This window comes from Fibrobacter sp. UWH9 (assembly GCF_900129715.1).
Lineage (GTDB): Bacteria > Fibrobacterota > Fibrobacteria > Fibrobacterales > Fibrobacteraceae > Fibrobacter.
On sequence record NZ_FQWP01000007.1, the window covers coordinates 15,476 to 27,164 of the forward strand.

General features: G+C 51.6%; 9 protein-coding genes and 1 tRNA gene. 8 read left to right on the top strand and 2 right to left on the bottom strand.

The window, feature by feature from the left end; translation table 11 throughout:
* The first annotated feature begins 60 nt into the window (after positions 1–60).
* Positions 61–1,311, top strand: coding sequence for an O-antigen polymerase (locus BUB94_RS07810; RefSeq protein WP_249269452.1), 1,251 nt, complete (start codon positions 61–63; stop codon positions 1,309–1,311).
* Here BUB94_RS07810 and BUB94_RS07815 read toward each other — a convergent pair.
* Both BUB94_RS07815 and BUB94_RS07820 read right to left on the bottom strand, forming a co-directional pair.
* A complete protein-coding gene (locus BUB94_RS07815) occupies positions 1,282–2,808 on the bottom strand; it encodes a lipopolysaccharide biosynthesis protein (RefSeq protein WP_073235741.1) in 1,527 nt (508 codons plus the stop codon). The genes BUB94_RS07810 and BUB94_RS07815 overlap by 30 nt on opposite strands.
* On the bottom strand, positions 2,793–3,866 hold the full coding sequence (locus tag BUB94_RS07820; RefSeq protein WP_073159128.1) for a glycosyltransferase family 2 protein: 1,074 nt from the start codon (positions 3,864–3,866) through the stop codon (positions 2,793–2,795). Before BUB94_RS07820 ends, BUB94_RS07815 begins: the two co-directional genes overlap by 16 nt.
* Positions 3,867–3,933: 67 nt before the next feature.
* Between BUB94_RS07820 and BUB94_RS07825 the strand changes: the two genes are divergently transcribed.
* From BUB94_RS07825 to BUB94_RS07855, 7 genes are all read left to right on the top strand, one after another.
* On the top strand, positions 3,934–5,037 hold the full coding sequence (locus BUB94_RS07825) for an acyltransferase family protein (protein ID WP_073235743.1): 1,104 nt from the start codon (positions 3,934–3,936) through the stop codon (positions 5,035–5,037).
* Positions 5,038–5,141: 104 nt separating this feature from the next.
* Positions 5,142–5,221, top strand: a tRNA-Leu gene (locus tag BUB94_RS07830).
* A 49-nt stretch (positions 5,222–5,270) separates the two neighbouring features.
* Positions 5,271–6,530 (top strand): trigger factor, encoded by a 1,260-nt coding sequence (tig, locus tag BUB94_RS07835; protein ID WP_073159124.1) that lies wholly within the window; start codon positions 5,271–5,273, stop codon positions 6,528–6,530.
* Between the two features lie 14 nt (positions 6,531–6,544).
* Positions 6,545–7,135 carry an ATP-dependent Clp protease proteolytic subunit gene (locus BUB94_RS07840; RefSeq protein ID WP_073159122.1) on the top strand — a complete coding sequence of 197 codons (591 nt, stop codon included), beginning with the start codon at positions 6,545–6,547 and terminating at the stop codon, positions 7,133–7,135.
* The gene (gene clpX / locus BUB94_RS07845) at positions 7,135–8,430 is read left to right on the top strand and encodes an ATP-dependent Clp protease ATP-binding subunit ClpX (protein ID WP_073159120.1); all 1,296 of its coding nucleotides are present in this window, start codon (positions 7,135–7,137) and stop codon (positions 8,428–8,430) included. Before BUB94_RS07840 ends, clpX begins: the two co-directional genes overlap by 1 nt.
* 165 nt (positions 8,431–8,595) lie before the next feature.
* On the top strand, positions 8,596–10,977 hold the full coding sequence (gene lon / locus BUB94_RS07850; RefSeq protein WP_073235745.1) for an endopeptidase La: 2,382 nt from the start codon (positions 8,596–8,598) through the stop codon (positions 10,975–10,977).
* 203 nt (positions 10,978–11,180) lie between these two features.
* Entirely contained in the window at positions 11,181–11,660 is a 480-nt protein-coding gene (locus BUB94_RS07855; RefSeq protein ID WP_101480032.1) for a hypothetical protein, read from the top strand.
* The last annotated feature ends 29 nt before the right edge of the window (positions 11,661–11,689 follow it).

Sequence of the window (11,689 nt, forward strand, 5' to 3'; positions counted from 1 at the left end):
GTGGAAGCTTATTACGTTTCAATCGCCTGTGCCTTATCGGCAATTCTCTGCATTGTGTATGTGGGGGCCCTGAAAAGGGATTTTTTCCACCCGACCGTTTTCTATGTCTTTTGCCAATGCGTCACGTTGGGAATCTCGTACCTGAAGATTTCCCCGTCCATGAGCGATTTCAAGATTGTTACCTGGTTTGCCTGGCTCGGTGCCATGGCTGCGTTTATCCTTGGTTCCATGGCCTATTACTTGATAAAGCCGGAAACGGTCGAGCTGGAAAAGAGCCGGACCATGGAAGTGGGGCGGGAATACAACTGGAAATTGCACTTTGTCTTCTCGCTGATTTTTGTGGCCATTTTTGCTGTGGGTGCGTTCCTTGTATCTCGAGCTATGGGCGGAATGTACCTTATGAGCGTGGGGCAGAAGACTTTAAGGAGTAGCGTTCAGGCGTCGGCCTTTGCCAATGTCAGCTTTGCCAGTTCCCCCTTTGTGGTGGTGACGCTGATGGTCGCCTCCTTCAAGTCTATCAATCCCTATAAGTGTATCAGGATTGCTTCATTCATTCTGGCGATTTGTGTCATTATATTATCTGTATGCGTGTACCCTGGACGTAATGCCCTATTCCTGTGCCTGGGCTCTTCCTTTATTCTTTTTCACTATCTAAAGAAACGCATACCGACCAAGGCGATTATCATGGTGATCGTCCTTGCCATCTCATCTTTCGTGGCGGTAGGTCTTGTCCGTTCGCAGTATGGAAGTTCCTCGCTGGAAGGGATGGGCTTGAAGTACGTGATGACCTTGCCCTATAATTACATTGCCAATAACTATTGGAATCTTGATTATGCGGCAAATCCCCCTAACGATAGGGAAATACATCCGTATACTTACGGCCTGGACATGGCGGGTGCCCTTGTGGAATATACGGGAGCGCCGGGTGGCTTTAGGTCGTCTTACGGGTGGGATGACGTCTTCAATGACCGCATCATGAAACAGCGCGGCTACAATACTGTTAGCTACTTGTGGGAAGTCTACAAGAACTTTGGAATTGCAGGCTGTATATTCTTCCCGTTTTTCGTTTCGTTCCTGATGTCGTTCCTTTATGAACGCATGAAGGTTTGCTGTCGCCCCCAGATGTTCGTACTGATGGCCCTGTCCATCTACCATGTGGGTTGGAGTTTCTTTGTAGGTGGCTTTAAGCTGGGCCATGTCTGGCTCTGGGTCTACCTTATCGCATTTATGCATTTCGCCTGCAAGAGAAGGCGCAGGCCGGCTGTTGCACAAACGGCTGAGCTAGATTCGCTTGAGCTTGCTAAGAATTAGGTTCTTGCAGGAATGGCGTTCGTCGGCGTTAAGGCCGAATATCCATGTGGCACCGATGACTGCTGTTGCCGATATGGCAGAAAGCACGACAAAGCGTACGACGCCCTGAACGGGGATTTCTGCGCTGGCGAGGGAGATGCCGCCTGCCACTGACGAAACCAGGATGATGGGCCAGATGACCTTACCCAGATATCGTTTGAGGGGCAGGTGGATTTTGTCTTGCATGTAGGCGGCGCGCCAGAAGAGTACCACGAGGTTGATGGCGAAGCGCACCACGAAAACGTAGACCGGCGAGTAGTTCAGGTAAAGGACCAGCACACAGAGGGGAATGTTCAGGAAGGTGATTGCTGTTTCGATGATGTAGTAGTTGCGGACCTTTCCTGTGGCGAGAATGGACATCCATTGGGGACCGGCGATGGAATCGGTCAAAACAAAGAGGATCATCCACTTGACGAAGGACGTGGCGTATTCGGGCACTTCTACAAGCCAGATGCTGAAGATGAAATCGATGTTCAGCAGCAGCGGTGCCGCGAAGATGAACATCAGGAAATAGGAAAATTTCGAGACCCGTATGACCAGGGTGGAAAGGGATTCGAATTCTCCGTTTGAGTACTGCTTGACAATTTGGGGATTGCTTGCCGTCTGGAAACTGGCGACCAGCTGGTTCGTTGCCTCGGCGACACGGTTGGCGATTCCCATGGCGGCATTCAGGGTAACGCCGTGGAAAATGTTCAGGATGAAGTTGATGCCCTGGGATTTGCAGATGGAGGTGACGCCGCCAAAGGTACACCACCCGGAGAAGGAGGCCATTTCCCTGAAGAGCTGCCTGTCGCGCTCAAAGCTGTATCTGCAATGCTGGCTGAAGTGTCGCTTGCAGTAGACGGCGTAGGATAATTGCACGATGACGCAGACGGCGAAGGCCAGCGCCGCATAGGCGAGGAGCTTGTCGGCGTTGATGATGACCAGCATGTAGACGATGACCAATCTTAGCAGGGCGTTGACGATGCTGATGCCTGCGATAAAGGACATTTTCTCGTTTGCGATGATCAGCGCGTTGTAGGGGATGAAGACAATGCCCAGAAGGGTGCTGCCGATGGAAAACTGGTAGACAATGTTTGCGATTCCGATTCGGCCTTCGGGAATGTTCAAGTTATGGTTCAAGAAGTAAAGGCCCACGGTTTCTGCCAAGATCAGCAGGACCAGCGAGATTCCCACATGGATGTTCATGGCTGCCGAGAAGACTTTTGAAACCCTTTCAAGGTCTTTTTGGCCCAGGGCGAAATTCAGGTAGCGCTGGGTGGCCAGGGTCATGGAGGCAATCAGGAACGAGAAGGCGGCGGCGATGCTTCCGACAATTTCAAAGATTCCGAAGTCCGATACGCCCAGGTACTTGAGTACGATTCTTGACGTATAGAGGGAGACGACCAGGGTGAACGCCATCCTTATGTAAAGGAAGAGGGTATTCTTGGCGATGCGTCGGTTTACTTGTGACGGCATAGGATTCTTCTCTGGATGGACAGCTTAATTTTAAAAAGGTAAAGTACCGAGAACAGCCTTGCCTGACAGAGGCTGAGTTTAAGCAGGTCCTTCTTGCTGAAACATTCTCGGTTGAATCGCCTCAGTGCCTTTTGGCAGACATCCAGGTTGATAAATTCCAGGAAGTTCTTTCGGGTGGCGAAATAGGAATCCCGATTCTGCGGGTTGATGTAATACTGGATCAGGGAGGCCCATATGATTCTCGCGAAATCCGTGTAGACCCAGGATGTGTAAGTCTCGGTGGGGATGCCGTAGGCTTCGGCGATGGGGAGTTGCTGCAGGTACAGCTCACTGTTGGCGAGAATGGATCCGAAATCCTTTCGGACGGCCTGGGAAAGGGAACTTTCCGATTCGCGATAGTGGTAGAAGGGGCGTGCCAGGTAAGATATTCTTGGACGTTTGCAAAGGGCGTTCAGGAAGAACATCCTGTCTTCGCCAAGAGAGATTCCCGACCTGAATTTTAAATCATTTTTCTTTAAAAAATCAGCTCTGTAAAATTTGCAGCAAACACCAATAATGATTCCGCAGTGGAGCGGATTTGTCTGTACCGCATTTTTGATCAGTTCGACCAGGTTCTCGCCTTCGAAATGGCCGATGTCTTTGGGGAATGCCTTGAAGTTCTGTTCCGAAGTGGCCGTGTTTCGATAGTTTTCGAAGATGGTAATGTCGGAATTTTGGGCTACGGCGTAGTTGTATAAACTTTCCAGTGTGTCGGTATCGAACCAGTCGTCGGAATCGAGGAATACGATGTAGTCGCCGGTTGCGTTCTGGATGCCGAGATTGCGGGCTTCCGAGACGCCCTTGTGGTCTTGTTTTAGAAACTTGACGCGGGTGTCGGCGGCGTAGCTGTTGCAAAGCTGGATGCAGGGGGCGACAGTTTCGTCTTTCGATGTGGAGCCGTCATCGATGATGATCAGCTCGATGTCCCTTAGCGTCTGCCCTAACAGGCTCTCGATACACTGCTTGAAAAAATCGGGAGGCGTGTTGTAGGACGGCGTGATGATACTGACTTTGGGCATGATTTTTTTTATATTCGCTAGGGTTCTCAGTAATTTAAAAAATTAATCCACCAGAAGAATAACAGGCATGGCATCCAACGAAAGAAATTACGGAATTGATTCACTGCGCATTGTTTCGATGTTCATGATTGTCATGTTGCATGTGCTGGGGGCCGGGGGCATCCTGGCCAAATCCGCCTGGGGAACCACCCACTATTTTGCCGCCTGGGGTGTGGAAAATCTGATCCTCTGCGCGGTAAACTGCTACGCCCTCATATCGGGATTTGTCGGGGTTTATTCGAAGTTCAAGCTGAAGAATATTGTGTCGCTCTGGTTCCAGGTGGAATTCTATTCGCTGGGAATCGCGGTTGCGCTTTACTTGCTTGCTCCGGGCGTTTTCGGGACTGGCGATCTGGTAAAGTCGGCGTTGCCGGTGCTTTTTGAACGTTACTGGTATTTTTCGGCCTATTTCTGCATGTTCTTCTTTATGCCGTTCATGAACCGTTTTGTGCTGGAGGCGCCTAAGGATCTGCAGAAGAAATTCCTGGCCCTGTGCTTTGTGTTGTTGGCAGTCTTGCCCACGATTGTCGATGAGGATGTATTCCATTCCATGAACGGTTACAGTGCGCTGTGGCTTGCCGTGATGTATATCCTGGGGGCTTATATGCGCCATCATGGGGCTTGGCTTGGCAAGAGCAAGTTGTTCTGCGTGAGTGTCTTTGCGGTTGCCGTGGGCTGCAATCTGCTGGCGAAATATGGGCTGGCCTTTTTGTCGATTCGCCTGACGGGTTCCGAGAGCATTCACACCAATGTGCTGCTGGAATACACGTCCCCTACGATTATCGTGGCTTCGGTAATGCTTTTGATCCTGTTTTCCAGAATTAAATGGGGAGCCTGCGGGGCCGCTGTCGTAAAAGTTCTTGCGCCCCTGACTTTTGGGGTTTACCTGATTCATATGCAGCCCATGGTTTGGCAGTATCTGGGCGAGGCTCCCTTTTCCTGGATTTTGGAACAGCCGGTATACAAAGCTACCCTTTTATTTATAGGTTTGGTTGTCGGCATCTATGTATCTTGTTCTGCAATTGAATTTATTCGTAGAACGTTCTTTAAAATTTTGAGGGTTTCTACCCTAGAAAATCTGGTTTCCGAAAAGATTTCCGCCCTGTGTCGCCGATTGCTCGCCTTTTTTTAGGTCAGACGCATTTTTTCGTAGACAAAAACTCCCTTTGTAACGATAAATTGGTTGTAAAGGGTTAAGTGGTTGTTTTGATTTTTTCTAACTTTGGGTGCAAAATTGCGAGAGTGGCGGAATTGGCAGACGCGCCAGACTTAGGATCTGGTACCTCGGTGTGTGGGTTCGACTCCCACCCCTCGCACGTCTTTAACATCTAACAACCGATAAGAAATCGATTTTCGGAGTTCATAATGACAGTTGAAATCAAAGAAACCAGCGCCACCAAGCGCACCCTCGAAATTACCATTCCGCAGGCCGACCTCAAGGCTCCCTTCGAAAAGAAGGTGAATCAGTACAAGAAGCAGGTTACCCTGAAGGGTTTCCGCCAGGGCCAGGTTCCCAAGGCTATGATCCTGAAGCAGTTCGGTGAATCCATCCGCCACGAAGTTGTGGATGAAACCATCAACAAGATCGTCCAGGATGAACTGAAGAAGGCAAACATCATTCCCGTTGGCCAGATGAAGGTTGTTGATTTCAAGGATGACAAGGAAAACGACATCGCACTTAAGGTGGAAGTCGAAATGGATCCGGTCATCGACATCAAGGGCTATGCTGACACCGGCATCACCGTTCCAGCCATTGCTGTAAGCCAGGAAGAAATCGACAACGAATACAACCGTCTCATGCAGATGTGGAGCAAGGACGAACACGTCGATCGCGAAGCAAAGTCTGGTGACGTTGTCGTTGGCAACTATGTTGAAGTCATCATCGACGGCGAAAAGCAGGATCTGCCGGAAAACAAGGAATTCCGTTCTCTCCTCGGCGAATCCGCTTCTCCGGGATTCGATGCAGGTCTCGTCGGTGCCAAGGCTGGCGAAGCTAAGGAAGTCAACTTCCAGTATCCGGAAGACCACAAGGACGAACGCTATCGCGGTAAGACCGCTCAGTTCAAGGTCGAAATTACCGACGTTCGCGAAATCGTTCCTCCCACCATGGACGAAGCCTTCTTTGAACAGGTTGGCGTCAAGGACGTTGAAGACCTGAAGAAGAACCTGGCCGAAGGTATCGAAAACCAGAAGAAGGACGCTGCCAAGAACAAGGCTATCAACGAAGCTATCGACAAGATTATCGAAGCTAACCCGTTCGAAGTTCCCGAAGCTCGCGTCTACGACCTGATCCGCTGGTCCATGAACCGTAACGCCCAGAGCGAAAAGGATGTTGTGGAACCCACCGAAGAACAGATCAAGGCTCTCTCTCCGGAAGCTGTCCGCGAAATCAAGAAGCACCGCATTCTGGACTTCGTCGCTACTGCTGAAAAGATCCGCCCGGCCCAGGCTGACGTCGACGCACGTCTCCAGGTCATGGCAAACGCATATCACGTGGACTTCGAATCCCTGAAGAACCACTTCCGTCAGTCCGGCCGCATCAACGGTCTCCGCGACGAACTCCGCGTCCAGATGGCCGCTGACTTCATCGTCGGTATCCGCCCCGCTGCCGAAGAAAACAAGTAAGAGGTAAACTCATAATGATCATTCCTACCGTCATCGAGACCACCGGACGCGGTGAACGCGCCTACGATATCTATTCCCGTCTTCTTAAGGAACGCATTATCTTTTTGGGAACTCCCATTAACGATGAAGTGGCCAACAATGTGATGGCCCAGCTGATCTTCCTTGAATACGAGAATCCGGAAAAGGATATCACGCTGTACATCAACAGCCCGGGTGGTTACGTGTCGGCAGGTTTGGCCATTTATGATACCATGCAGCATGTTCGTCCGAACATCGCTACAATCTGTATTGGTAGTTGCGCCTCTATGGCTGCTGTGCTGCTGGCTGCAGGAACCAAGGGCAAGCGTTATGCTCTCCCTCATTCCCGCATCATGCTGCATCAGCCTTCTGGCGCTGCCACCGGTCAGTCTACCGATATCCAGATCACTGCCAAGGAAATTGTCCGCACTAAGGATACTCTGGCAGAAATTGTCGCCAAGCATACTGGCAAGGCTATCGACGAAGTCCGCGAAAAGACCGACCGTGACTTCTACATGAGCCCTGAAGAAGCCAAGGCATTTGGCGTTATTGACGAAATTTTTGTGCCGCGTAAAGAGGGATTTTAATGTATCGTAGCGGGAAGAACCATCCGACGGTGAATTGCAGTTTTTGTGGCAAGCCGGCGGAACAAGTCGAGAAGATGATTACAGGCGCAGGCGTCCACATTTGTAGTGACTGCGTTTCCATGTGCCATCGTATTATCGAAGAGGATCGTACCCGCAGAGCGCAGGAAACCGCAACTGCTGAACTGACTGCAAAGCCTCTTCCGCATCCGTCCGAGATCAAGGCTCACCTGGATGAGTTTGTTATTGGTCAGGACCAGGCCAAGATGGCTTTGTCTGTAGCGGTCTACAACCATTACAAGCGTTTGCGTTACAAGGCTACGAATACCGACAAGAACGCTGTAGAAGTTGAAAAGTCCAACTTGCTTCTGGTGGGCCCCACCGGTTCCGGTAAGACTTTGCTGGCCCAGACGCTGGCCCGCTTCCTGGATGTTCCCTTTACCATTGCCGACGCTACCGTGCTGACTGAAGCTGGTTACGTGGGCGAAGATGTGGAAAACATCATCGTTCGCCTTTTGCAGGCTGCCGAATATGACGTGGCCAAGGCCGAACGTGGCATTATCTTTGTGGACGAAATCGATAAGATCGCCCGCAAGTCTGCCAATCCGTCTATTACCCGCGACGTGAGCGGTGAAGGCGTGCAGCAGGGGCTTCTGAAGATTCTCGAAGGTACCGTGGCTGCTGTTCCTCCTAAAGGTGGACGTAAGCATCCCGAGCAGGCCCTGGTGCAGGTGAATACCCGCAATATCCTGTTCATTTGCGGTGGCGCCTTTGAATCTCTGGACAAGATTATCGCCCGCCGCGTAAACAAGGGCGGCATGGGTTTCGGTGCCGATATCCGCAGCTCCGAAGAAAATACCCTCAGCGAATTGTTCAAGGTGATGGAACCTGATGACTTGATCAAGTTCGGTTTGATTCCTGAAATCGTTGGACGTTTGCCCATCGCTGTCGCTCTTGAAGAACTTGATGAAGCCGCATTGCTGAACATTCTGACTGAACCCAAGAACGCCTTGGTAAAGCAGTACAAGAAGTTGTTCGCAATGGACGACATCGAGCTGGACTTTGAACCGGAAGCCCTGAAGGAAATTGTCCGCGAAACTATCGTTCGAAAGACTGGTGCCCGCGGCCTCCGTTCCGTTATGGAAAAGACCTTGCAGCGTTACATGTTTACCATGCCGGGTTCTGGCGAGAGCAAGCTTGTAGTGACTGCCGAAATGGTCCGTCAGGCTTTGGACAATGTGGTTCCTGCTGACGAAACTGCGGCGGCTCCCAAACGTACTCGTAAGAAGTCCGTATAACTCTTCGATTAATGGGTTGCACTTGATTGTGTGCGGCCCATACCCTGTGGGACTTACCCGCAAGCCTATTTTTTGGATGGTCCTTCTTCGGAATGCGACCTCCATTTTTTTATTTTTGGATGACTCAGGATTTTCGTTTCGAATTCCTGCACTGGAGATTTTAATTTGGCCACTGATTTTTCTAGAACCTATCCGCTGCTCCCCCTTAGAGATGCTATCGTATTTCCGCTGACCACCCGCCGCATTTTGGTAGGCCGCGACATTTCGCTGAAGGCCCTGGAATACGCCGAGGCTCATGACAATGTGATTATCCTGGCCGCCCAGAAAAATATCGAGCTGGAAGAACTGGAAAATCCCATGCTGGACCTTTACTCGGTGGGCGTCATGGCCCGCATGAGCAACGTGACTCCGTTCCCCAACGGTTGCGTGAAGGTGGTGCTGGAAGGCGAAGCTGTGGTGGACCTCCGTTCCATGAACATGGAACTTGGCTTTTTGCAGGTTACGGTTTCGGCCCATACTCCGGCGGTTCTGCTGACTGACAAGAGCTCCCGTTTCGAGAACGTTCTGGTGCAGTTCCGCGAATACGCCATGCATCGCAACATTACCGAAGGCATGGTGGACGCCCTGTTTACCATGGATAGCCATCTGAACGCCTTCTACGGTATGATTCCCTTCTTGCAGGTTTCCCTGTCTGAACGTCAGCGCCTTTTGGAAGTAGGTTCCATCGACGAGTTGGCCGACAACCTGATCGAGATTATGCAGGCTTCTGCCGTCAACGACACCTTGATGGTGAAGGTGCAGCAGAATGTGCGTCAGAAGATGGCCCAGCAGCAGAAGGAATGGTTTATTTCTGAACAGATCCGCCAGTTGCAAGATGAACTGGATGGCGAAAATGGCCAGTCCGAACCGGATCAGCTGCTGAAGAAGATTAAGGAAAAGAAGTTTGCGGAACCGATCCGCGAAAAGCTGGAAGAGGAAATCGGCCGCATGAAGCTGATGCAGCCCACTTCCCCGGAATATGCCGTCAGCCGCAATTACCTGGACTGGTTCCTGACCCTTCCGTACAACGTGTACACGGAAACCAGCCTGAACATGAAGAAGGTGAAGGCCGAACTGGATTCCAAGCATTTTGGTCTGGACAAGGTGAAGGACCGCATCATGGAATACATCGCGGTCCTGAAGCTTACCGGCACCGAACGCCGCGCCCCCATCCTCTGCCTTGTTGGCCCTCCGGGTGTCGGCAAGACCACCTTGGTGGAATCTATCGCCAAGGCCATGCAGCGCAATTTCGTCCGCATCACTTTGGGTGGCGTCCGTGACGAAGCTGAAATCCGCGGTCACCGTCGCACTTACATTGGCGCCATGCCGGGTCGATTCATTCAGGCCCTGAAGCGCGCCAAGTGCATGAACCCCATTATCCTTCTGGACGAAATCGACAAGATGGCCAGCGACTTCCGCGGTGACCCCGCCAGCGCCATGCTTGAAGTTCTGGATCCGGAACAGAATCACGACTTTACCGACCACTTCATGGAAGTGGGCCTGGATCTTTCCCGCGTGCTGTTCATTGCGACTGCAAATAACGAAGGCGAAATTCCCGAACCCCTCCGCGACCGTATGGAAGTGGTGCGTCTGCCGGGTTACTTCCCCCACGAAAAGGAAAAGATTGCGGCCAACTACCTGGTGCCCCGCATCTGCGAACGCACCGGCGTTACCCTGGACAAGGACATCGCCTTTAACGAAGACGTGATCCGCCACGCCATTCGCGGCTGGACCCGTGAAGCCGGTGTCCGTGAACTGGAACGTGTGCTGGAACGCATCGTTCGCCATCGTGCCAAGGACATGGTGACGGGCAAGAAGTTCAAGGCCGAACTTTCCGAAAAGACTTTGCAGGAATATCTGGGAGCCGCCCGCTTCCTGGATAGCCAGCTCCCCGAATCCGGTCGCCCGGGCGTTATTACCGGCCTGGCCTGGACAAGCGTGGGTGGCGAAATCCTGCCTATCGAATGTACCTTGCTGCAGGGCAAGGGCGGCCTGCTGCTGACGGGTAAGCTGGGCGACGTGATGAAGGAATCTGCTCAGATTGCCCTCTCCCTGGTTCGCGAACGTCTGCAGAATTTCGGCATCGATCCTGACGTGGTGAAGAATACCGACATCCACATTCACGTGCCCGAAGGTGCCGTTCCCAAGGATGGCCCCTCTGCCGGTATTGCACTCACCTTGTGCCTGCTTTCTGCATTTACCCGCCACCCCGTGCCCACCGACATCGCCTTTACCGGCGAAGTGAGCCTCACTGGCGCCTGCCTCCCCATTGGCGGACTCAACGAAAAAGCCCTTGCCGCTCTGCAGGCTGGCGTAAAGACCTTGCGCCTCCCGGAACAGAACAAGAAGGACGTTGACGAACTTCCCGCTCCGGCGAAGAAGGGCCTGAAGATCTTTACCCACAAGCACATTGACGAAATTATCAAGATCCTCTTCAAGGGTGTCGATAAGAGCAAGTGCTTTAAGGTGGTGACGAAGGAAGGTTCCGCAGACGGTAAAAAGAACTAAGGGTCGGTTTCGTCCCTAGACTCTGGAAATTTCCGCACTGGACTTTAGACGGTCTGGTGCGGATTTTCTATTTCCCTTTTATAGTTAGCAATTCTATTTTGCGGACCTATATATATTACTTTGTTTAAAAGAGCCGGTTGCATAATGAACGGCTGAAAGGCCGCTCCCTTGTTTCGGTATAGTGGCAAGTGTATATTTGGGCCATGAAGAATTTGAATCTCGTTGGCACGACCTGGATCGGGAACAGTTCCCTTTTGGACGAAGAACTTGTGGGCGTCTTTGCTTCGGACCGGAGCGATATTCTGATGCCTCGCCGGCGTGACCATTGGGCGGCTGATGCAGGTTTGGAAGGTTGCAAGGTGGTTGGCTCCTTCCGCAATCTAAGCGAAAGGAATATCCTGGAAATTCTTTTAAGGTATGGGGGACACGCCGTATGGATTGTAGACCGCAAACTTCCCACCATTTACAGTAGCACCTGTTGCCAGGCGTTTGCAGAAGGCCGTCTTTTGGTGGTTTCCTGTTTTTGGAACGATGAGAGTCTGTTCAGTACAAGGCAATATTGTGCCGACTTTGTGCAGCGCCTTGCCTCCCGATTGATACTGTGGGCTCCTTCAAGCGGAGGTCTGATGCAACGGGTGGCTTCCTGCGCGTACCGCAATGGAAAACTGGTAGAAGTCCACTGAAGCAGTTCAGTGTAAAAAGCTATCTTTGC

What these genes read in the sequence shown, in the direction of transcription:
- BUB94_RS07855 (WP_101480032.1), top strand. Translation starts at nt 11,181, where the DNA reads ATGAAGAATTTGAATCTCGTTGGCACGACCTGGATCGGGAACAGTTCC.
- clpX (WP_073159120.1), top strand. Translation starts at nt 7,135, where the DNA reads ATGTATCGTAGCGGGAAGAACCATCCGACGGTGAATTGCAGTTTTTGT.
- BUB94_RS07820 (WP_073159128.1), bottom strand. Translation starts at nt 3,866, where the DNA reads ATGCCCAAAGTCAGTATCATCACGCCGTCCTACAACACGCCTCCCGAT.
- tig (WP_073159124.1), top strand. Translation starts at nt 5,271, where the DNA reads ATGACAGTTGAAATCAAAGAAACCAGCGCCACCAAGCGCACCCTCGAA.
- BUB94_RS07840 (WP_073159122.1), top strand. Translation starts at nt 6,545, where the DNA reads ATGATCATTCCTACCGTCATCGAGACCACCGGACGCGGTGAACGCGCC.
- BUB94_RS07825 (WP_073235743.1), top strand. Translation starts at nt 3,934, where the DNA reads ATGGCATCCAACGAAAGAAATTACGGAATTGATTCACTGCGCATTGTT.
- BUB94_RS07815 (WP_073235741.1), bottom strand. Translation starts at nt 2,808, where the DNA reads ATGCCGTCACAAGTAAACCGACGCATCGCCAAGAATACCCTCTTCCTT.